17 protein-coding genes are annotated in these 21,358 nt (G+C 63.3%); 11 read left to right on the plus strand and 6 right to left on the minus strand.

The annotated features are described in order from the left end of the window. The first annotated feature begins 24 nt into the window (after positions 1-24). Both X757_RS161275 and X757_RS161270 read left to right on the plus strand, forming a co-directional pair. On the plus strand, positions 25-975 hold the full coding sequence (locus tag X757_RS161275; protein WP_023686408.1) for an SPFH domain-containing protein: 951 nt from the start codon (positions 25-27) through the stop codon (positions 973-975). A 96-nt stretch (positions 976-1,071) separates the two neighbouring features. Further along, the gene (locus X757_RS161270) at positions 1,072-1,536 is read left to right on the plus strand and encodes an NfeD family protein (protein ID WP_023686409.1); all 465 of its coding nucleotides are present in this window, start codon (positions 1,072-1,074) and stop codon (positions 1,534-1,536) included. 82 nt (positions 1,537-1,618) lie between these two features. On the opposite strand, the gene X757_RS161265 is transcribed toward X757_RS161270, so the two are convergent. Beyond that, a complete protein-coding gene (locus X757_RS161265; RefSeq protein ID WP_023725186.1) occupies positions 1,619-2,614 on the minus strand; it encodes an SIS domain-containing protein in 996 nt (331 codons plus the stop codon). Between the two features lie 150 nt (positions 2,615-2,764). Between X757_RS161265 and X757_RS161260 the strand changes: the two genes are divergently transcribed. After that, complete coding sequence (locus tag X757_RS161260) at positions 2,765-4,549, plus strand: outer membrane beta-barrel protein (protein ID WP_031251023.1); 1,785 nt, start codon at positions 2,765-2,767, stop codon at positions 4,547-4,549. Here the strand turns inward: X757_RS161260 and galU are convergent, their stop codons facing one another. Next, positions 4,550-5,455: a UTP--glucose-1-phosphate uridylyltransferase GalU gene (galU, locus tag X757_RS161255; RefSeq protein WP_023671956.1), complete on the minus strand. Its 906-nt coding sequence runs from the start codon at positions 5,453-5,455 to the stop codon at positions 4,550-4,552. 207 nt (positions 5,456-5,662) lie between these two features. On the opposite strand from galU, the gene X757_RS161250 reads away from it, so the two are divergent. Continuing rightward, positions 5,663-6,886, plus strand: coding sequence for a lytic murein transglycosylase (locus X757_RS161250; RefSeq protein WP_023725188.1), 1,224 nt, complete (start codon positions 5,663-5,665; stop codon positions 6,884-6,886). A 103-nt stretch (positions 6,887-6,989) separates the two neighbouring features. Next, the gene (locus X757_RS161245) at positions 6,990-8,195 is read left to right on the plus strand and encodes a DUF459 domain-containing protein (RefSeq protein WP_023710940.1); all 1,206 of its coding nucleotides are present in this window, start codon (positions 6,990-6,992) and stop codon (positions 8,193-8,195) included. On the opposite strand, the gene X757_RS161240 is transcribed toward X757_RS161245, so the two are convergent. Further along, positions 8,192-9,646 (minus strand): glutamate synthase subunit beta, encoded by a 1,455-nt coding sequence (locus tag X757_RS161240; RefSeq protein ID WP_023710939.1) that lies wholly within the window; start codon positions 9,644-9,646, stop codon positions 8,192-8,194. The two genes, X757_RS161245 and X757_RS161240, sit on opposite strands and share 4 nt — an antisense overlap. Positions 9,647-9,786: 140 nt before the next feature. Then, positions 9,787-14,538 (minus strand): glutamate synthase large subunit, encoded by a 4,752-nt coding sequence (gene gltB, locus X757_RS161235; RefSeq protein WP_023695705.1) that lies wholly within the window; start codon positions 14,536-14,538, stop codon positions 9,787-9,789. A 508-nt stretch (positions 14,539-15,046) separates the two neighbouring features. Here gltB and X757_RS161230 point away from each other — a divergent pair. Continuing rightward, the gene (locus tag X757_RS161230) at positions 15,047-16,096 is read left to right on the plus strand and encodes a low specificity L-threonine aldolase (RefSeq protein WP_023695704.1); all 1,050 of its coding nucleotides are present in this window, start codon (positions 15,047-15,049) and stop codon (positions 16,094-16,096) included. Positions 16,097-16,114: 18 nt separating this feature from the next. Further along, a complete protein-coding gene (locus X757_RS161225; RefSeq protein ID WP_023695703.1) occupies positions 16,115-17,011 on the plus strand; it encodes an MBL fold metallo-hydrolase in 897 nt (298 codons plus the stop codon). On the opposite strand, the gene X757_RS161220 is transcribed toward X757_RS161225, so the two are convergent. Further along, positions 17,008-17,772: a sulfite exporter TauE/SafE family protein gene (locus X757_RS161220; protein WP_023695702.1), complete on the minus strand. Its 765-nt coding sequence runs from the start codon at positions 17,770-17,772 to the stop codon at positions 17,008-17,010. The genes X757_RS161225 and X757_RS161220 overlap by 4 nt on opposite strands. Positions 17,773-17,929: 157 nt before the next feature. Beyond that, positions 17,930-18,397, minus strand: a complete 468-nt coding sequence (locus X757_RS161215) for an Hsp20 family protein (protein WP_023671202.1) — start codon at positions 18,395-18,397, stop codon at positions 17,930-17,932. 459 nt (positions 18,398-18,856) lie between these two features. Between X757_RS161215 and X757_RS161205 the strand changes: the two genes are divergently transcribed. The 4 genes from X757_RS161205 (at position 18,857) to X757_RS161195 (ending at position 21,349) form a co-directional block, all read left to right on the plus strand. Further along, on the plus strand, positions 18,857-19,816 hold the full coding sequence (locus X757_RS161205) for an alpha/beta fold hydrolase (RefSeq protein WP_023725189.1): 960 nt from the start codon (positions 18,857-18,859) through the stop codon (positions 19,814-19,816). A 161-nt stretch (positions 19,817-19,977) separates the two neighbouring features. Next, on the plus strand, positions 19,978-20,148 hold the full coding sequence (locus X757_RS1000000168430; protein WP_023683236.1) for a hypothetical protein: 171 nt from the start codon (positions 19,978-19,980) through the stop codon (positions 20,146-20,148). A 3-nt stretch (positions 20,149-20,151) separates the two neighbouring features. Further along, positions 20,152-20,391 (plus strand): DUF1127 domain-containing protein, encoded by a 240-nt coding sequence (locus tag X757_RS161200; RefSeq protein ID WP_023686421.1) that lies wholly within the window; start codon positions 20,152-20,154, stop codon positions 20,389-20,391. A 127-nt stretch (positions 20,392-20,518) separates the two neighbouring features. Then, on the plus strand, positions 20,519-21,349 hold the full coding sequence (locus tag X757_RS161195; RefSeq protein ID WP_023725190.1) for an AraC family transcriptional regulator: 831 nt from the start codon (positions 20,519-20,521) through the stop codon (positions 21,347-21,349). Positions 21,350-21,358: the final 9 nt, after the last annotated feature.

Raw genomic sequence — 21,358 nt, forward strand, 5'->3', positions numbered from 1 at the left:
GGCCGGCATCTGAGGGAGATTCAAATGGACTTCAGTGGTTTCGGTATTGCGATTGGTGCGCTTGCCTTTCTGGTATTGGTGCTTCTTATCAAAGGCATCCGGACAATCCCGCAAGGCTATAATTATACGGTGGAGCGCTTTGGTCGTTACACCAAAACACTAAGCCCCGGCCTCAACCTCATCGTGCCGTTCGTCGACCGCATCGGCGCCAAGATGAACATGATGGAGCAGGTGCTCGACGTTCCGAGCCAGGAAATCATAACGCGCGACAACGCCATTGTCGGCGTCGACGGCATCGCCTTCTACCAGATCCTCAATGCGGCGCAGGCCGCCTACCAGGTCGCCGGCCTGGAGAACGCCATCCTCAATTTGACGATGACCAACATCCGTACCGTCATGGGCTCGATGGACCTCGACGAATTGCTGTCGAACCGCGACGCCATCAACGAACGGCTGCTGCGCGTGGTCGACGAAGCGGCCCATCCGTGGGGCATCAAGATCACCCGCGTCGAGATCAAGGATATCAATCCGCCGGCCAACCTCATCGAATCGATGGGTCGTCAGATGACGGCTGAACGTAACAAGCGTGCGCAGATCCTCGCCGCCGAAGGCCTCAAGCAGTCGCAGATCCTCGAGGCCGAAGGCCGCAAGGAAGCCGCCTTCCGCGACGCCGAGGCGCGCGAACGCTCGGCCGAAGCCGAAGCGCGAGCCACCCAGGTTGTATCGGAAGCCATCTCCAAGGGCGACGTGCAGGCACTCAACTACTTCGTGGCGCTCAAATACACCGAAGCGATGGGCAAGATCGGTACCGCCAACAACAGCAAGGTCGTGCTGATGCCGATGGAAGCGTCGGCACTGATCGGCACGCTCGGCGGCATAAGCGAGATCGCCAGGGAGGTGTTCCGTAGCGAAGGCACCGCCGGCGCCGCCAGGCAGGCCGCCCGCCCTCCGGTGGTTCGCCCGAATGAGAACTGAGACCTGACGAGAACTGAGGTCGCGAGCATGATCCCGAAAAGTGGGAACCGGTTTTCGGAAAAGATCATGCTCCACAGGAAGTAGGAGCGCACTCCCATGTTCGACCGCATCATTTCCGAACTTGGTCCGTGGAACTGGATGGTTCTGGGCTTCGTCCTCCTGGTGATGGAGGTCATCGCGCCAGGAATATTCATGCTGTGGATCGGCATCGCCGCATTGGTGATCGGTGTGATTTCCCTGCTCGTCTGGGACGCAAGCTTCTGGGCCTGGGAAGTCCAGGTCCTCGCCTTCCTGGCCCTGTCGCTGGTCTCGGCCCTTGCCGGAAAGAAGCTGGTTGGTGGGCGTAATACCCCTAGCGACCAGCCGCTGCTCAACCGGCGCGGCGCGCAGTTGGTCGGCAGGATGGCAACGCTGGCCGAGCCGATCAAGGACGGTCGCGGCCGCATCAAACTCGGCGACACACTGTGGCGCGTCTCCGGTCCCGACCTGCCGGCCGGCACGCAGGTGCGCGTCGTCAGTTCGGCCGACACCGATCTGGAACTGACCGTCGAGGCCGTCTGAGCGCCCGAAGGCCCGCAGCGCATTTGGCAGCAATCGAAGCGCGCCGCGTAGGTCACCCCAACGCAATGCGGTTTTAGTTTCCTCAGGCTGCGCCGATACGCAGCAAATCGTGGAAGTGAACCACCCCAACGGGCATCCTGTTTTCCGTCACTACCAGCGCACCGATATTGTATTCGTTGAGAAGCGCGATCGCCGTTCCGGCCAGCGTCTGCGGATCGACCGTCTTCGGCGTGCGGGTCATGATGTCGTCCACGGCGATATCGGCCAGGTTTCGATGCAGATTGCGCGCGACATCACCGTCAGTGATGATCCCGACCAGCTCGCCCTTCCCGTCGACGACACAGACACAACCGACTTTCTTGTTCGACAACGTCATGACCGCTTCCGGCATCTTGGTACCGAGCGCCGCTAGCGGAATCTGATCGCCGACCCGCATGATCTCGGAGACGAGAGTCAGATTGGCGCCGAGCTGGCCGCCGGGGTGGAATGTGCGGAAATGGTCGGGCGTGAAGCCGCGCGCTTCGAGCAGCGCTATGGCCAGCGCATCGCCGACCACCAGTTGCAGCAGGGTCGATGTCGTCGGCGCCAGGCCGTGCGGGCAGGCTTCCGGCACGGACGGCAGGAGCAGCACCACGTCGGCCGCGCGCGCCAGCGCCGAGGCCGCGCCCGCGGTAATCGCAATCAGCGGGATCGAGAAGCGCCTGGAATAGGCGACGATGCCCATCAATTCTCTGCTCTCGCCGGACCATGACATGGCGATGATGGCATCGTCTCTGGCGATCATGCCAAGGTCGCCATGATTGGCCTCCGCCGGATGGACGAAGAAGGCAGGCGTGCCGGTCGAAGCCAGACTGGCCGCGATTTTAGTGCCGATATGGCCGCTTTTGCCGACGCCGGTGACTATGACGCGGCCATTGATGCGCGACACCATGTCGACGGCGCGGGCGAAAGGTTCGGCCAGTTCGTTCTCCAGCGCGGCGGCCAATGCTGCCACGCCGGCCTGTTCCGTGGCTACCGTTCTCAGCGCCGAGGCGATCGAAGCCTCCAAAGGCTTCTTTTCTTGGGATCCCGCATGCATGGCTGATGCGATTAGCGCTTTGCCGTTCGCCTGTCCAACAGAATTGCCGTCCAGCCATGTCCGACAGGCACCCCTTCAACCCTCCGTTAACCATCCCCGTTTACGGTTCGGTAAGTATGGCGCGCTTGCGCCGCGCAAGCAGTGGTGACGATGTCGCGGGCCCAACCTCAAGAGAAAAAAGGTCGAACGGGCAGAGCGTTTTGCGCTCTGCTTCTGGCGACGAGCGTGCTCGCTTTGCTGCGGCCAACTGCGCTTCATGCCCAGGAGACCGAGCTGCGCGGCGAAGTTTCGGAATCGGCGATCCTGTCCGACCAGCAGCGCCGGGCCAGGCAATTGAGCAAGGCCAACACGCAGGTCAAGCCCGCCCCTGCCGACACCGCCCCCACGGGAAACACGCCAACCGCTTATGTGCCGGCCAGCGATGGCGCCTTGCCTGATGACACCGACCCGTCACAGGCCGGCGCAAACAGCATTTTCGACCCGCCGGCGACCATCGACGATTCGTTCGCCGACAAGCCGCCAACCGTCCTGCCACGCCGCCCGTCGACGGCAAAGCAACGCGCCGACGCGGATGCAGACAAGGCCAAGGACAAAACCAAGGCTGCCGACAAGAAGAAGCCTGGCAAAGCCACGGACCAGACCACCACCGGAACGACTCCGGACGGCACTGCGGCAGGCGACGCCGATCAGGACATAGCCAACCGCCGTGTCCTCACCGTCGACGGCGTCGACCGACGAAAGCTCGACCCCGGCGCCGAGCGCACCGACGCCATCGAGGGCCTGAAGAAGAAGCTCGAGGACGACCCGTACGCGGCAACCGGCATCAAGGTCGGCTCGTTCCTGCTGCGGCCGGCGCTCGAGCAGGGCGTTGCCGTCACGTCGAACGCCGATTCCAGCGCTGGCGGCAAGTCGGCGGTGCTGTCCGAAACGGCGCTGCGTTTCTCCGCCGCCTCCGATTGGCGCGAGAATTCGGCGGTCATCGACGGCTACGGTAATTTCCGCAACACCATTTCGGGCCAGAAGATCAATGAGGCACGCGGCCGTATCCAAGGCACGTACAATGTCGACCTCGACAATGAACTGCGCGCCATCGCCAAGCTCGGCTACGAGATTGCACCGGAATCGGCCTCCGCGCCCGACGCCATTGCCGGCGTCAAATCGCAGCCGATCCGCCAGACGGTCGACGGCAGCCTCGGCGTCGAGAAGGACGTCGGCAAGATGCGCTTTGCGCTGACCGGTGCGGTCTCCCACGACATCTATGGCGACGCCAAGCTAACGGACGGCACCGTGTTGTCGCAGAAGGATCAGGACAACACGCTCTACACCGCAACGTTGCGGACCGGCTATGAAATTTCCCCGGCTCTGACGCCCTTTGCTGAGATTGAGCTCGGCCGCCGGGTATATGACCAACGGATCGACAACAAGGGCTTCGAGCGCTCTTCGACCCGGCTTGGCGCGCGCGCCGGTATCGAAGTCGACATGGGCGAGAAGCTCAAGGGTGAGTTCTCGGCCGGCTGGCTGAGGGAGGCGATCGACGACAAGAACCTGGAGGCGATTTCGGGAGCCACCATCAATGCCGACCTCAAATGGTCGCCCGAGCGCGGTACCATCATCGGCCTCACCGGGCGAACCACGGTCGAAGGCACGACGAATGCCGGTAAGAGCGGCGACATCCTCTATTCCGGCCGCCTCACCGGCGAGCGGCAGATCCGCGCCGACCTGACCGGCAACGCAGCCCTTGGGCTCGACTGGCGCAATTACACCGGCTCCGACGGCCATGACATGACGCTGAGTGCAGAGGCCGGGCTGACCTGGTGGCTGAACCGCTATGTCGGCCTCACCAGCCGCGCCCGCACCGAAAAGCTGACCAGCAATCTGCCCGGGCGCAACTACACCGCCAACAGCATCTATTTGGGGCTGAAGCTGCAGCGGTAGCTAAAAAGCAGCGCCGCGACGCTCGGACGGCTTCATCTCATCGAGCAGCGTGCGGATGACGCCGGCCATGTTCTCGTTCATGTCGCTGCGCCACAGCGCGAAGGCGACATTGGCCTCGACGAAGCCTTCCGGCGAGCCGCAATCGAAGGTGCGGCCCTGAAAGTGGTAGCCAAAGAAGGGCTGCTGCTTTTCCAGCTTCAGCATCGCGTCGGTGAGCTGGATCTCGTTGCCGGCGCCCTTTTCCTGGCTTTCGAGGATCTTGAAAATCTCGGGCTGCAGGATGTAGCGGCCGTTGATGTAGAGATTGGACGGCGCGGTGCCGGTCTTCGGCTTTTCGACCATCTCGGTGATGCGGAAGCCGTGATGCGTGTCCTCGCCGCGGCCGACAATGCCATATTTGTGGGTTTCGGCCGGATCGCATTCCTGCACCGCGATGATGTTGTTGCCGGTCTCCTCGTAGAGCTCGACCATGGCCTTCGTGCAGCTCTTCTCCGACTGCATGATCATGTCGGGCAGCAACAGCGCGAAGGGTTCGTCGCCGACCAGTTCGCGGGCGCACCAGACGGCGTGGCCGAGCCCCATCGGCACCTGCTGGCGGGTGAACGAGGTCTGCCCCGGCGCCGGCTGCAGCCGCTGCAAGCGGGCCAGCTGATCGTCCTTGCCGCGCTGTGCCAGCGTATCATAGAGCTCGAACTGGATATCGAAATGGTCTTCTATGACCGCCTTGTTGCGGCCGGTGACGAAGATGAAATGTTCGATGCCGGCCTCGCGCGCCTCATCGACGACATACTGGATGACCGGCCGGTCGACGACGGTCAGCATCTCCTTGGGAATGGCCTTGGTGGCCGGGAGAAACCGTGTGCCGAGACCGGCGACCGGGAAAACTGCCTTGCGAACTCGCTTCATGCGTCAATTATCCGTTTGAGGGCGTGCCCGGCAATCCCGCCTCGCGACATTTTCGCGCCGGAATTGTGGATTATCGGGCCATTGAGGGAAACATCAACCGGTAAAGCATCCAGGTGTCTTTTCGTTCCAGGCGCCGCCTATGGTAAACCAATTGCTAACCCGGTTCGGCGATGAATGGTCTTTCCTGAGATAGAGAAAGGGGAAAATATGTCCGTTCGCAGTGCCGCAAAACTCTTTACCAGCGTGCTGACGGCGGCCAGCCTCTCGCTCGCCTTGCTGATGCCGGCCGGACCGGCCTTCGCCGATGCCGGTTTTCGGCAATGGGTCGCCGGCTTCCGCGCCACGGCCGTGGCGGGCGGCGTTTCCGGCGGGGTCTACGACCGAGCGTTCCGGGGCATCAATGAGCCCGACCCGGTGGTGCTGGAAAAGGCACGCACCCAGCCCGAATTCACCGCACCTGCCTGGGACTATTTCGACAACCGCGTCCACGACCAGTCCGTTGCCGTCGGCCAGCAGATGGCCAGGAAATGGAAGCCGTGGCTGGAACGGATCGAGGCGAGGTTCGGCGTCGACCGCTACATCCTGCTCGCCATCTGGTCGATGGAATCGAATTATGGCGAGATCCTCAAGCGCGACGACATCATGCGCAATGTCATCCGCTCGCTGGCAACCCTCGCCTATGGCGACCCGAAGCGTTCGAAATTCGCCCGCACCCAATTGGTCGCCGCGCTGAAAATCCTGCAGACCGGCGACATCGACGAAAGCCACCTGATGGGCTCCTGGGCCGGCGCCATGGGCCAGACCCAGTTCATCCCGACCAGCTACCAGCATTATGCCGTCGACATGGACGGCAACGGCAAGCGCGACATCTGGAATTCGATCCCCGATGCGTTGGCGACATCAGCCAATCTGCTGAAGAAGAATGGCTGGCAGGGCGGCAAGACCTGGGGCTACGAGGTCACCATTCCGGCGGGCAAACTGCCGGCCGGCTCGAAGACATTGGCGCAGTGGCAGGCGCTCGGCGTCACCAGGGCCAATGGCAAGCCGTTCAAGAACGCAACCGACAAGGCGACCCTGAAAGTGCCGGACGGCCGCGGCGGACCGGCCTTCCTGATGATCAAGAACTTCTCCGTCATCAAGGCCTACAACAACGCCGACAAATATGCCCTGGCCGTCGGCCTTCTTGCCGACGAAATCGCCGGCTCTAATGGTCTGGTGCAGGACTGGAAGCGGCCTTTCACCAAACTGTCCTTCGAGGAAAGGCAGGAGTTGCAGAAGCGGCTTTCGCAGCACGGACTTTACGACGGCAAGTTCGACGGCAAGATCGGTGACGGCACGAAAACCGCCATCATGACCTATCAGGCAACGGTCGGCTTGACCCAGGACGGGTATCCGAGCATGGAAGTGCTCAAATGGCTCAGAAAGAAATAGAGCCATCGGCAGCGCCGCGCATTGCGGCGCACAAGCGATGCCGTAGCATTGATGTGTGCATGATCCGCTGCGAGGGCCATGCACCAAGGGATGGAGAGGGTGCTTGGTTTCGGCAGCGCGTATCCGTGTGATCGTTTTCCGCTTGCCGATCCTCGTTCTGGCCATCGTTGTCCTGGCGACGGGACTCGCCGGCAGTTTCCACACACCGGCTTTGGCGCAGGAACAACCGCAGAACCGCGGCTGGTCGCTGCGCGACCTTCTGTTCCCGCGCCGCAGCGAACGCATCGAGCCGCCGCTCGACGTCCGCAAGGCAAAGCCGAAGGTCAAGAAGAAGCCCCGTGCACCCGTTGAACCTTCCGCTCCGATTGTCGAGAAGACACCGGATGCCCGCGTCGTTCTGGTGATCGGCGATTTCATGGCCAACGGCCTGGCCGAAGGCCTCGAAACAGCCTTTGCCGACAATGCCAACGTCAGGATCGTCGAGCGCGCCAACGGTTCTTCGGGTTTCGTGCGCGATGATGTCTACAATTGGCCCGAACAGGTCAAATCGCTGGTCGAGACCGAAAAACCCTCCGTGGTCGTCGTCATGCTCGGCTCCAACGACCGCCAGCAGATGCGCGTCAACGATGTGCGCGAGCAGCCGCGCTCCGAGAACTGGACCAAGGAATACGAACGCCGGACCGAAGCCTTGGGAAAGGCACTGGCGGCGACCAAGGTGCCTTATCTGTGGGTCGGCATGCCAGCCTTCAAGACGCCGAAGATGACCTCCGACATGCTGGCATTCAACGACATCTACCACTCGGCAGCCGAGAAGAACGGCGGCGAATTCGTCGATGTCTGGGACGGGTTCGTCGACGAGAACGGCGCCTTTGTCTCGACCGGCCCCGACATTAACGGCCAGGCCGTGCGGCTGCGCTCCGACGACGGCATCAACGTCTCGAAAGCCGGCAAGCGAAAGCTCGCCTTCTACACCGAAAAGCCGCTGGCCAAGATCCTCGGCCTGGCAGCGCCGGGAAGCGTGGTGACGGCTGCCGCGCCGGCCGGCGCCCCGGTCGAGGCGCCGTCGCTGCCCGCCGCCCCGATCGTGGTCGACCGCACCGTTCCAATGCTGCTCAACGATCCGGCGCTCGACGGCGGGACCGAGCTTCTCGGTGCGGCGGCGGCGCCGAAAGCCAATCCGGATCTGCCCGGCGAAAAACTAATCCTCGAAGGCAAGGCGCCCGAGGCCTCGCCCGGCCGCGCCGACGACTTCTCGTGGCCGCCCAAGGCCGCTGCCGCGACGGATACGACGACGGCGATCAACCGTTAACGGGGGAGTACCGTCGACCCCATCAGCGCTTCATCGATCGAGCGCGCGGCCTGGCGGCCTTCGCGGATCGCCCACACCACCAGCGACTGGCCGCGGCGCACATCGCCTGCGGCGTAAAGCTTGTCGACGCTGGTCTTGTAGTCGCGATCGTTGGCTTCGACATTGCGGGAACGGCGGCTGTCGGTGGTGATTTTCATCTCACCGTCCAGCTCTTTCGCGACGCCCACGGCGGCCGGGCCGGCAAAGCCGATGGCGATGAAGGCGAGGTCTGCACGGATGACGAATTCGGTGCCGGGGATAGGCTTGCGCTTCTCGTCGACCTCGCAGCACTTGACGCCGGTCAGTTGGCCGTCCTCGCCGATGAATTCGAGCGTCGCCACCTGGAATTCGCGCTCCGCACCTTCGGCCTGTGAGGACGAGGTGCGCATCTTGGTCGCCCAGTAAGGCCAGACCGAAAGCTTGTCTTCCTTCTCCGGCGGCTGCGGGCGGATGTCGAGCTGGGTGACGCGCACCGCGCCCTGGCGGAAGGCGGTGCCGACGCAGTCGGACGCGGTATCGCCGCCGCCGACGACGACGACATGCTGGCCGCCGGCGATGATCGGATGCGACGGCCAGGCCACCGACTGGATCGGCTCGCCGCCGACGCGACGGTTCTGCTGCACCAGATAGGGCATGGCGTCATAGACGCCGCCGAGATCGTCGCCCGGAATGTTGGCCGGACGCGGCGATTCCGAACCGCCGCAATAGAGCACCGCATCGTATCCGGCGAGCAACTCTGCCACCGGCTTGTCGACGCCGACATTGACGCCGCAATGGAAGGTCACGCCCTCGCCCTGCATCTGCTCGATGCGGCGGTCGATATAGTGCTTCTCGATCTTGAAGTCGGGAATGCCGTAGCGCATCAGCCCGCCGGGACGGCTCTCACGCTCATAGACGCTGACCTCGTGGCCGGCGCGGCCAAGCTGCTGCGCCGCCGCCATCCCTGCCGGGCCGGAGCCGATGACAGCGACCCGCTTGCCCGTCTTCTTCTCTGGCGGATAAGGCCGGATATGGCCGGTTTCATAAGCCTTGTCGGCGATTGCCTGTTCGACAGTCTTGATGGCAACCGGAATGTCCTCGAGGTTCAGCGTGCAGGCTTCCTCGCAGGGCGCGGGGCAGATGCGGCCGGTGAACTCGGGGAAATTGTTGGTCGAATGCAGGTTGCGGATCGCATTGTCCCAGTCGCCATTGTAGACGAGGTCGTTCCAGTCCGGGATCTGGTTGTGGATCGGGCAACCGGTCGGCCCGTGGCAGAACGGGATGCCGCAATCCATGCAGCGCGCGGCCTGTTTCTCGACCTCCTTGTCCGACATCGGCAGCGTGAATTCACGAAAATGCCGGATGCGGTCGGAGGCCGGCTGGTACTTGTGCACCTGCCGGTCGATTTCGAGAAAGCCTGTTACCTTGCCCATAGTCCAGTTCCTGCTGTCCAGATGGTGCGGTTTTCGCACCCGTTAACCCCTTGAGGCAGCCGTGGCAACCTTGCATCCGAGGTCAAACTGTCGCTGAAAGTTCCGCCGGGAAGCCTGCGCCTCCCGGCAAGTCGAAAAACCTATTCCGCCGCCACGCCCATGCGCATGCGTTCCATCTCGATCAGCGCGCGGCGGTATTCGACCGGCATGATCTTGCGGAATTTCGGCCGGAAGGTCGTCCAGTCGTCGAGTATCTCGCGGCCGCGTACCGAACCGGTGAAATGGACGTGGTTCGAGATAAGCTGGTAAAGCCGTTCCTCGTCATGGGTGGTCATGTCGCCCGAGACGTCGACGCGACCCTTGTGGTCGAGGTCACCGCCATGATGCAGCAGCCTTTCCATCAGATCGTCTTCTTCCGGAACCGGCTCCAGCTCGACCATCGCCATGTTGCAGCGCGCGGCGAAATCGCCGGCCTCATCCAGAACATAGGCCACGCCGCCCGACATGCCGGCAGCGAAGTTGCGACCGGTCTGGCCGATGACGACGACGATGCCGCCGGTCATGTATTCGCAGCCATGATCGCCGACGCCTTCAACGACGGCGGCGACGCCCGAATTGCGCACCGCGAAGCGCTCGCCGGCGACACCTGCGAAATAGGCCTCGCCCTCGGTCGCGCCATAGAGGACGGTGTTGCCGACGATGATCGATTCCGCCGCGACGATCCTGGACTCCTCCGGCGGCCGGATGACGATGCGTCCGCCCGACAGGCCCTTGCCGACATAGTCGTTGGCCGCACCGACGAGATCGAACGAGATGCCGCGCGCCAGGAAGGCGCCGAACGACTGGCCGGCGGTGCCGGTCAGCTTCACCTGGATCGTGTCCTCGCGCAGGCCCTTGTGCCTGAAGCGCTTGGCGACTTCGCCCGACAGCATGGCGCCCGTGGAGCGATCGACATTGCGGATGTCGACCTCGATCTTGACCGGCTGCTTGCTTTCGAGCGCGGGCTTCGCCAGTTCGATTAGCTTGCGATCGAGTACATCGTCGATCGGGTGTTTCTGCCGTTCGGTCCAGTGCACCGCCTCATGCGGCGCGTCCGGCTTGAAGAACATCTTGCCGAAATCGAGCCCACGCGCCTTCCAATGCTGGATCATCTCGCGCTTTTCCAGCAGGTCGCTGTCGCCGATGATCTGGTCGATATGGGTGTAGCCCATCTCGGCCAGCAGCCCCCTCACCTCTTCCGCAACATAGAAGAAGAAGTTGATGACATGCTCGGGCGTGCCCTTGAAACGCTTGCGCAGAACCGGATCCTGCGTCGCGACGCCGACCGGGCAGGTGTTCAAGTGGCACTTGCGCATCATGATGCAGCCGGCCGCGATCAGCGGCGCGGTCGAGAAGCCGAACTCGTCGGCACCGAGCAGCGCACCGATGATGACGTCGCGCCCCGTGCGCAAGCCGCCATCGACCTGCAGCGCAACGCGCGAGCGCAGCCCGTTCAGCACCAGCGTCTGGTGCGTCTCGGCTAGGCCCATTTCCCACGGGCTGCCGGCATGCTTGAGCGAGGTCAGCGGCGACGCGCCGGTGCCGCCATCATAGCCCGATATGGTGATGTGGTCGGCGCGTGCCTTGGCGACGCCGGCCGCAACCGTACCGACACCGACTTCCGACACCAGCTTTACCGAGACATCGGCCGCCGGGTTGACGTTCTTCAGATCGTAGATCAGCTGCGCCAGATCCTCGATCGAATAGATGTCGTGATGCGGCGGCGGCGAGATCAGGCCGACGCCAGGCGTCGAGTGCCGGACCTTGGCGATGGTGGCGTCGACCTTGTGGCCGGGCAGCTGGCCGCCCTCACCGGGCTTGGCGCCCTGCGCGACCTTGATCTGCATGACATCGGAATTGACGAGATACTCGGCGGTGACGCCAAACCGCCCCGAGGCGACCTGCTTGATCGCCGAACGTTCGGGGTTCTTGCTGCCGCCGGGCAGCGGCAGATAGCGGTCGGCCTCTTCGCCGCCCTCGCCGGTGTTCGACTTGCCGCCGATCTGGTTCATGGCGCGCGCCAGCGTCGTGTGTGCCTCGCGCGAGATCGAGCCGAACGACATCGCCCCGGTCGAGAAGCGCTTGACGATATCGGCCGCCGACATCACGTCCTCTATCGCCACCTTCTTGCGGCCGGTCTCTTCCGCAAGCTTGATCCTGAACAGGCCGCGTATGGTCTGGGCACGGGCCGTCTCGCTGTCGATCTGCGCGGAATACTCCTTGAACGTCTCCCACGAGCCCTGACGCACGGCGTGCTGCAAGGTGGCGACGGCGTCGGGCGACCACATATGGGCTTCGCCGCGCATGCGGTACATGTACTCGCCGCCGACCTCGAGGCTGTTGCGCAGCACCGGATCGTTGCCGAAACCGTCGGTGTGGCGGCTGAGCGTCTCAGCCGCGACCTCGTCCAGGCCGACACCTTCGATCAGCGTCGCTGTGCCGGTGAAGTACTTCTCGACGAAATCCGACTTCAGCCCGATGGCGTCGAATATCTGCGCGCCGCAATAGGACTGGTAGGTGGAGATGCCCATCTTCGACATCACCTTGAGGATGCCCTTGCCGATCGACTTGATATAGCGCGAGACCACCTCGTAGGCGTCGACCTCCGCCGGCAGTTCGCCACGCTTGTGCATGTCGAGCAGCGTGTCGAAAGCAAGGTAGGGGTTGATCGCCTCGGCGCCGTAGCCGGCGAGACAGCAGAAATGATGCACTTCGCGGGGCTCGCCGGATTCGACAACCAGGCCGACCGCGGTGCGCAGACCCTTGCGGATCAGATGGTGGTGCACGGCAGCCGTCGCCAGCAGTGCCGGAATGGCGATACGGTCGGGACCCACCTGGCGGTCGGACAGGATGATGATGTTGTAGCCGCCGGCAACGGCCGCCTCGGCGCGCTCGCACAGACGCTCGACGGCGCCCTGCATGCCGGCCGCGCCCTCGCTCGACCCGTAGGTGATGTCGATGGTCTTGGTGTCGAAACGGTCCTCGGTGTGGCCGATCGAGCGGATCTTTTCCAGATCGCCATTGGTCAGGATCGGCTGGCGCACTTCGAGCCGCTTGCGGCGCGAATTGCCGACCAGGTCGAAGATGTTCGGCCGCGGCCCGATGAACGAGACAAGGCTCATCACCAGTTCCTCGCGGATCGGGTCGATCGGCGGGTTGGTGACCTGGGCAAAATTCTGCTTGAAGTAGGTGTAGAGCAGCTTCGACTTGTCCGACATCGCCGAGATCGGCGTGTCCGTGCCCATCGAACCCACCGCTTCCTGGCCGGTGGTCGCCATCGGCGACATCAACAGCTTGGTGTCTTCCTGGCTGTAGCCGAAAGCCTGCTGGCGATCGAGCAGGCTGACATCCTTGCGCAGCGCGCGCGGCTCGACCGGCTTCAGATCCTCCAGGATCAGCTGCGTGTTGTTGAGCCAGGTCTTGTAGGGATGCCTGGTGGCGATCTCCGACTTGATCTCCTCGTCGGAAATGATGCGGCCCTTGGCAAGGTCGATCAGAAGCATGCGGCCAGGCTGCAGCCGCCACTTCTTGACGATCCTCTCCTCCGGCACCGGCAGCACGCCGGCTTCGGACGCCATGATGACGCGGTCGTCGTCGGTGACGATGTAGCGCGCCGGGCGCAGCCCGTTGCGGTCGAGCGTGGCGCCGATCTGGCGGCCGTCGGTGAAGGCGACCGCGGCCGGCCCGTCCCACGGCTCCATAAGCGCTGCATGGTATTCGTAGAAAGCCTTGCGATCGGCATCCATCAGCTTGTTGCCGGCCCAGGCTTCCGGGATCAGCATCATCATGGCGTGGCTGAGGCTGTAGCCGCCCTGGAACAGGAATTCGAGCGCATTGTCGAAGCACGCCGTGTCGGACTGGCCGTCATAGGAGATCGGCCACAGCTTGGAGATGTTGTTGCCGAACAGTTCGGAATCGACCGAGGCCTGGCGCGCCGCCATCCAGTTGTTGTTGCCGCGCACCGTGTTGATCTCGCCATTATGCGCGACCATGCGGTAGGGGTGCGCCAGCTTCCAGGACGGGAAGGTGTTGGTCGAGAAGCGCTGGTGGACAAGGATCAGCGCGGTCTCGAAACGCGGATCCGACAAATCCTTGTAATAGGCGCCGACCTGGTAGGCCAGGAACATGCCCTTGTAGACAATGGTACGCGCCGATAGCGACACACAGTAGGCGCCGATATCCTTGTTGTTGTTCTCGGCGTAGATACGGCCGGAAATCACCTTGCGCAGCAGGTACAGCCTGGCCTCGTATTCCTCGTCATCTGGAATGTCCGATGTGCGGCCGATGAAGACCTGGCGATGGAACGGTTCGGAGGCCGCAATATCGGGCGCCTTCGACAGCGATGAATTGTCGACTGGCACGTCGCGAAAGCCTAAAAGCGGCAGCCCTTCTGACAGCGCCGATTCGGCGATGATCTCTTCGATATGGGCGCGCAGTGCCGCATCCTGCGGCATGAACCAGTGGCCGACGCCGTATTGGCCTGCCGCCGGCAGTTCGACGCCCTGGGCCGCCATCTCTTCGCGGAAGAAATGATCGGGAATCTGCACCAGCACGCCGGCGCCGTCGCCCATCAGCGGATCGGCGCCGACAGCGCCGCGATGCGTCAGGTTTTCGAGCACGAAGAGCCCGTCCTTGACGATCTGGTGCGACTTCACGTTCTTCATGTTGACGATGAAGCCGACGCCGCACGCGTCATGCTCGTTGCGCGGATCGTAGAGACCCTGCGCGGCCATACCGTTGCCGGTCAGGCCGTTGGTGGTTCGGCCTTCTTTGGTCAGAACGGTATTTTTAACGGCTGCCGCTTTCGTCTGCGCGGCCTGGCCGATAATCGCAGATGGCGTCAGTTCCGTCATCGTCCTGTCCTCCGTTCCGGCCCCTTGCACGTCTAGCATTTGGGGCGCTGGTCTACCTTGGGAAGCGACTGGCTTCCGCTCTCATTCTTGCGGCACGTCTTTTCGAAATCCTTGGCGGACCGTGCGGTGCACCGCCGGTTCGTATCCGGTATCGTACAGGCCACAGCCGAGCCGTCTACCCGTCGCTCGCGGCAACGGCCGGAGTGGCCCAAATGATACGCCAATCCAGCCTGACTTGTGCGACAAAATAAGACAGCACTACTGTCCTAAATTTTTATGGCAGAAATCCTGGGCGCACACAAGACCGATTCACCAAATCTTGGACGTTTGGCGACAGAAAATTACGTCAGGCCCTGTTGAAACGAAATTTCGGTCCCGGCGCTCCTTCGTGATCGCCTTTGGCTTCACCGCTTTTTCAGCCCTTGGCCCTTGCGCGTCAAACCCCGAAACGGCCATGGTCGCGCTCTTGTCGCAACCAGACTTTCTCAACCAGGCAGGGACTTTCCTGATGTTCTTTGCATCCGACAACTGGGCGGGCGTCCATTCCAACATTGCCGCCGGGCTGTCAGCCAATGCCGGCGGCTTTTCGACCGCCTATGGCGATGGCGATCTCGACCGCGCCGTCTACCAGCGTTTCAGCGAGATCTTCGAACGCGAGGTCGCGGTGTTCTTCGTCGCTACCGGCACGGCGGCCAACTCGCTGTCCCTGGCCGCTTACAACAAGCCCGGCGGCATTTCCTTTGCGCACCGCGAATCGCACATCATCGAGGACGAATGCGGCGCGCCGGAATATTTCAGCGGCGGCTCGCGTCTCCATGCTGTCGACGGCGCCCTGGGCAAGATCGATCCGCACAATCTTGAACGCGCCGTCGCCCGTTTCGCACCCGAAATCGTCCATTGGGGACGCCCGACGGCCGTCTCGATCACCCAATCGACCGAAGTCGGCACAGTGTACGGGCTCGACGACATTTCCACCATTTCGGAGATCGCCAAACGCTTTTCCCTGCCGCTGCATATGGACGGCGCCCGTTTTGCCAACGCATTGGTCGCGCTTGAGACGACGCCGGCCGAAATGACCTGGAAGCGCGGCGTCGATATCGTCTCGTTCGGCGGCACCAAGAACGGCTGCTGGTGCGCCGAAGCGGTGGTGCTGTTCGATCTAGACCGCGCCAAGGAGCTGTCCTTCCTGCGCAAGCGCGCCGCACAGCTGTTCTCCAAGTCGCGCTTCATCGCAGCGCAGTTCGACGCCTACTTCACGGACGGCCTGTGGCTGGACATGGCCCGTCATGCCAATGCCATGGCCGCGCGCCTGGCGGCTGCGATCGAGGATTCGGCAACGGCTAAGCTCGCCTGGTTGCCGCAGGCCAACGAGGTGTTCGCGGTGATGAAAAAGGCGGAAGCCGAAAGGCTGCAATCCGTCGGCGCCGCCTTTTACGACTGGCACAGGCCGCGCGGCTTCGACGGCCATGTCGGCGACGACGAGTTGCTCTATCGCTTCGTCACGAGCTTTGCCACGACTTCAGATGAGGTCGATCGCTTCGGCCAGATGATCGCCTGAACCCGCGAGACCGCGCCAATGACAAAGCCACCTCTCGGCTCAACCATGCGGCTGGTTCGCCCGGCGCCAAACGTGCTCGGCTTCTACGATGGCCGCGTTGACGGCGTTCGCGCCTGGTCGGACGAGCCGAACTGGCTGGACGACGGCGCCTATGCCCTCGGCATCTGCACCTATGCGATCGTCGATGGCTCGCAGGCGCTTGTCTACGACACGCATATTTCGCTGCCTCACGCGCGCTTCATCAGGCAGACGCTCGAAGACATGGGGGTCAGCTCGATCCGGGTGGTGCTCAGCCACTGGCATGACGATCATATTGCCGGCAATGAGGTGTTTCAGGATTGCGAGATTATCGCCAACACGCTCACCGCCTCGGCGCTCGCGAACAACCGGGCTGAGATCGAAAGCGGTGTTCCACCGATCAAGCCTCTCGTGCTGCCGAACAGGACCTTCGCAGGCAGTCTTGACCTCGCCGTTGGATCGATCGCCGTCGAACTGCGTCAGGTCGAAATCCACAGCCATGACGGCACGGTGCTGTTCATGCCCGAAACCGGCCTGCTCCTGGCGGGCGACACGCTCGAGGATCCGATCACCTATGTCAGCGAGGCGGATCGGCTGGCGCAACATCTGGTCGATCTCGAACGCATGGCCGGCTGGTCGATAGACCGCATCTTGCCCAATCACGGCTCGCTCGAAGCGATTGAGCGAGGCGGCTACGACAAAGGCCTCATCGCCGCGACGCAAGCCTACGTTCAAAAACTGCTTCGCTGCCGGCGTGAGCCTGATCTTGCGAAGCAGGATCTGAAAACCTGCGGCGCCGACATATTCGCCACGGGCGCGGTCGAGTACTTCGCGCTGTACGAGCCCGTCCACCGGCAAAACGTCGAGGCCGTTCTCGCAACCGGCACCGATCGCTAAGCAAGGAAAGGCCGCGCCAAAAGCTCGAGGCCAAGCAAGATCAGGAAAACAAGAAACCAGCGCCGGAAGGTCGCCGGGCTGATCCGCTGCCGGAGCAACTGTCCGAGCCACATGCCGAGCAAGGCCGGCGCAACCGCCAGCGACGACATGGCGACATGCCCGACCTGGAACGCGCCGTGCGAGGCAAGGCCGGCAGCGAGCGCGATCGTCGACACGGTGAAGGACAGGCCGAGCGCCTGGATCAGATCGCCACGGCTCAAGCCCAGCGCCTGAATGTAAGGTACAGCGGGCACGACGAACACGCCGGTGCCGCCGGTGACGATGCCGGTAAGGAAACCGACGATGGGCGACGACCAGCGCTCGGCTGACGCGGGAACCGTCAACTGCCGCGCCAGCAGCGTATAGACGGCATAGACGATCAGCGCCGCCCCGAGGCCGGCCGTCGTCCATTTGACATTGTCGCTGGCCAGCAGCCATGAGCCGGCCAGCGTGCCGGCGACGATGCCGACCATCATCAGCCACAGCCGCCTGAGGATCCATCCGAAGCTCGGGCCGGCAAACAGCTGCCAGATATTGGTGACGAAGGACGGCACGATCAGCAGCGAAGCCGCGGCGACCGGCGGCATGATTGTGCCCAGCAGCCCCATCGCCAACGTCGGCAGTCCCATACCGGTAACGCCCTTGACGATGCCGGCCAGCAGGAAGGTCACCGCAATGGTTGCCGTTAGGGCCAGGGAAAAATCAGCCGAAAGATCAGACATCGCCCTTCATGGGAAGACGGCGCCCGCCGCAAAAGAGCCAGAACTCTTCGGTTGGGGTGACAGAGGCTGCGGCGAAAAAAAGCGGCGCCTCGCGGCGCCGCTTTCGTCTCGGGAGGAGACGCTTTCAACCTTGGGCGTTGTGACGCCGCCGTCTTGATCACGCGGCGTTCTTGGCCTCGATCTGCTTGGCGTTGGCCGAAGAGGCGGTAATCGCGATCTTGCGCGGCTTCAGCTCCTCGGGGATGTTGCGCTTAAGGTCGACGAAAAGCAGGCCGTTCTTCAGGGTGGCGCCGACGACCTCGACATGGTCGGCAAGCTGGAAGCGGCGCTCGAACGAACGCGAGGCAATGCCGCGGTAGAGCAGCTCGGAGCCTTCGCCATTGCCCTCTTCCTTGCGCTCACCCTTGACGGTCAGCACGTTGCGGTGGGCTTCGATCGAAATCTCTTCGTCCGAGAAGCCGGCAACCGCCATCGAGATGCGATAGGCGTCCTCGCCGGTGCGCTCGATGTTGTAGGGCGGATAGGTCTGCGCGCCATCGGGCTGGGCCAGCGAGTCGAGCATGGTGAACAGGCGGTCGAAGCCGACGGTCGAGCGATAGAGCGGGGAAAAATCAACGTGACGCATGAGGTGTTCTCCTGTTGAGCAACATGTTTGCGTGTGGCCGGTGCGAAACCCTGGAAAGGCGTTTCGGGTGGACCAGCAGCCCCGACATCGGCGGCTGCATCCGACATTTGGGGAGCGCAAAAGCGCATTTCAAGGATTTTTGAAGAGCGCCAATCGAGGCGTCGATGAACGGCAGATGAACCGCTGCTTCGGCGCCCGTTCAGCCGGCCGGCGCTAGAGTGCCCCCAGGATAAAGAACCAGGCGGCGCCGGATGAAAGCGCCGCGACGAGGCCGACCGGGTGTAACGTCCCTTCCTCCCGGATCGACAGAGGCCGGAAGCACGCCGCCGCAGGCTGCTTCCGGCCTTGCTTGTCGTTCGTCCGCCCCCTTGGCGTCCTCCCTTTGCTTTTCATCCGATGGCGTCTATCACCATGCCGACGCCCCTGCCGGGTGAGACACCACGAACACGCAAGCGCCTAATGACGGATCTCTTCCATCCCACGCCAGGCAATCCGCCGCCGCAAAATGTCGGCGGCGGCTTTTTCACCACGCGCGACGGCAAGAAGATCCGCTACGGCCTGTTTGCCGCGGTCACCCGGCCGCTGAAAGGCACCGTCGTGCTGCTGCCCGGCCGCAACGAGTGCATCGAGAAATATTTCGAAACCATCCGCAACCTGACCGACCGCGGCCTCGGCGTCGCCACCCTCGACTGGCGCGGCCAGGGCGATTCCGACCGGCTGATCGCCGACCCGCAACGCGGCTATGTCCGCTCCTTCTACGATTACACCGGCGACCTCGAACAGTTCTTCGAGGATATCGTGCTGCCCGACTGCCGCGGCCCGTATTACATCCTCGCCCATTCCATGGGCGCCGTGATCGCGCTGCTCGCGGCGCCGTCGATGGTCAACCGGGTGCGTCGCATGGTGCTGATTGCGCCTTTCCTGACGGTGCCCGACTCGCCCGTGTCGGCAAAAACGGCGCGCCGCGTCTGCTCGGTATTGTGCTTTCTCGGCCTCGGTCGGCTCTACGCCGCCTGGGGTCCGCGTCCCAGGGAAACCCTGCCCTTCGCCCTCAACAAGGTGACATCGGACCCCGGGCGCTATCAGCGCAACACGAAAATCTACGAGCACTATCCGCAACTGGCGCTCGGCGGGCCGACGATCCGCTGGCTGCAGGCGGCAATCAAGGCAGGCGAAGCCATCAGCGAGCCCGACTTCATGGCCAGGATCCAGGTGCCGCTGCTGATGATCGCCGCCGGCGCCGATCAGGTCGTCTCGACCAAGGCCGTGGAAGCCTATGCCAGGCGTCTGCGTCTGGGCTCGCTGCTGATGATCGATGGCTCGAAACACGAGATCCTGCAGGAGGCCGATGTCTATCGCGAGCAGTTGCTCGCCGCCTTCGACGCCTTCATGCCCGGCAACGACGACCCGACAGCCTGATGCCGCCGGCGCTGCATGTTGCGGCGCCTTGAGCTTGCGCCTGCTGACAGCCTTCTGTCAGGAGCAGCGCCGGCAGCACACAAAGAGCTAAAGATTCTGACAGCCGGTGCCGCCCCGGAATGCTCATCTCTCCGCGTACTGAACGCCAAGGAGATGACGTCATGACCGAGAAAACCTGCGCTGCCTGCGATTGCCAGCTGGACGCCAACCCGATCCGCGTCAAGGTCGGCGGCAAGACCGTCGAGGTCTGCTGCGAGGAATGCGCGATTGCGCTGAACGAAGCCGGCGCCTCAGTGGCCGGCGCATCAGTGGCCGGCAACGGGGAAGCCTGAGCGATGCGCCCAGATCATGCAGCGGCGGCGCAATGCCTCGCACATCAGCCGACAACTCAAACCGCGACGTTCCGGCGGTCCTTGCGGACACAAGGCATCGCGGCGGCCAACTGGATCGGCCGTCAACTGGAAAGGCGCCGAAGCCGCCTTGCCTTGCTCGAAATGACCGACGAACAGCTCAAAGACATCGGTCTGTCGCGCAGCGACGCTCACTGCGAATACATGCGCCGTTTGTGGGACTGAGCCATCGCCGTTACGAAGGGCCCGACAGGTGAAGTCTCCTGACAGGTTTGGACAAGCCAATCGCCTAAATGTGCCGGAGCAGCTTTCGGTGCAAGGGTAGAATGCAACGGCCATGTCTCAGCTCACCATGTCGCAGTTCACGGTACAGACGCTTCTGGACACCGGCACCGTCGGGGTGAGGGATGTCCTCTGCAGCGGCGAATGCCGGCACAAGAGCGAAGAAGAGTGCACCGCTGCCACGCATCTTGTGTTTCCCTATCGCGGCGTCTTCGTGCGCCATGTCGGCCGCAACGATGCGGTCGCCGAAGCCAACCAGTTGTTGTTCTTCAACAACGCCGAAGGCTACCGGATCAGCCATCCCGTCGAGGGTGGCGATTCCTGCCTCGATCTCGTTGTCGAGGAGGCGCAACTGCAGGAGCTGACGCCGAAGGAGCAGTTGCGCTTGGGCAGCGCCGTGGCGTTTCGTCGCCAGCGCCGCCGCATCGACCCGCGGGCTCAGGCGCTGGTGGCGGTGCTGCGCCACAGCCTGAGCCGCAACATTGCCGAAACGCTGGAGGCCGAAACCCTGGCGCTGACGCTGGTGCGGCGCTCCCTCGGCGAGCGCACCTCGCATGCCGCCGGCGCCAGCGCTGGCCGGCAGAAGCTGGTCGATCGCGCCAAGCTCGTCCTGTCCTCGGATCTTTCGCGGCGCTGGACGCTGGCCGAGATCGCCGCTGAAGTCGGGGTATCACCGGTTTATCTCACGCAGGTTTTCCAGCAGGTCGAGGCGATGCCGCTCTATCGCTACCATCTGCGCCTGCGGCTGGCGCGCGCGCTCGACCTGCTTGGCCGCTACGACAATCTGACCACGCTCGGCCTGGACCTCGGCTTCTCCAGCCACAGTCATTTCAGCTCAGCGTTCAGGCAGGTCTACGGGCGAACGCCGGCGGAATTCCAGCGCTCGATCAAGCCGCGCTGATCGGGTCGA

This window comes from Mesorhizobium sp. LSHC412B00 (assembly GCF_000503035.1).
Lineage (GTDB): Bacteria > Pseudomonadota > Alphaproteobacteria > Rhizobiales > Rhizobiaceae > Mesorhizobium.

Coding starts and splice junctions, on each gene's coding strand:
- X757_RS161225 (WP_023695703.1), top strand. CDS start 16,115: ATGACAAAGCCACCTCTCGGCTCAACCATGCGGCTGGTTCGCCCGGCG.
- galU (WP_023671956.1), bottom strand. CDS start 5,455: ATGAAGCGAGTTCGCAAGGCAGTTTTCCCGGTCGCCGGTCTCGGCACA.
- X757_RS161270 (WP_023686409.1), top strand. CDS start 1,072: ATGTTCGACCGCATCATTTCCGAACTTGGTCCGTGGAACTGGATGGTT.
- X757_RS161230 (WP_023695704.1), top strand. CDS start 15,047: ATGTTCTTTGCATCCGACAACTGGGCGGGCGTCCATTCCAACATTGCC.
- X757_RS161205 (WP_023725189.1), top strand. CDS start 18,857: ATGACGGATCTCTTCCATCCCACGCCAGGCAATCCGCCGCCGCAAAAT.
- X757_RS161265 (WP_023725186.1), bottom strand. CDS start 2,614: ATGCATGCGGGATCCCAAGAAAAGAAGCCTTTGGAGGCTTCGATCGCC.
- X757_RS161200 (WP_023686421.1), top strand. CDS start 20,152: ATGCGCCCAGATCATGCAGCGGCGGCGCAATGCCTCGCACATCAGCCG.
- X757_RS161240 (WP_023710939.1), bottom strand. CDS start 9,646: ATGGGCAAGGTAACAGGCTTTCTCGAAATCGACCGGCAGGTGCACAAG.
- X757_RS161195 (WP_023725190.1), top strand. CDS start 20,519: ATGTCGCAGTTCACGGTACAGACGCTTCTGGACACCGGCACCGTCGGG.
- X757_RS161250 (WP_023725188.1), top strand. CDS start 5,663: ATGTCCGTTCGCAGTGCCGCAAAACTCTTTACCAGCGTGCTGACGGCG.
- X757_RS161260 (WP_031251023.1), top strand. CDS start 2,765: ATGTCGCGGGCCCAACCTCAAGAGAAAAAAGGTCGAACGGGCAGAGCG.
- X757_RS161220 (WP_023695702.1), bottom strand. CDS start 17,772: ATGTCTGATCTTTCGGCTGATTTTTCCCTGGCCCTAACGGCAACCATT.
- X757_RS161215 (WP_023671202.1), bottom strand. CDS start 18,397: ATGCGTCACGTTGATTTTTCCCCGCTCTATCGCTCGACCGTCGGCTTC.
- X757_RS161275 (WP_023686408.1), top strand. CDS start 25: ATGGACTTCAGTGGTTTCGGTATTGCGATTGGTGCGCTTGCCTTTCTG.
- X757_RS1000000168430 (WP_023683236.1), top strand. CDS start 19,978: ATGACCGAGAAAACCTGCGCTGCCTGCGATTGCCAGCTGGACGCCAAC.
- gltB (WP_023695705.1), bottom strand. CDS start 14,538: ATGACGGAACTGACGCCATCTGCGATTATCGGCCAGGCCGCGCAGACG.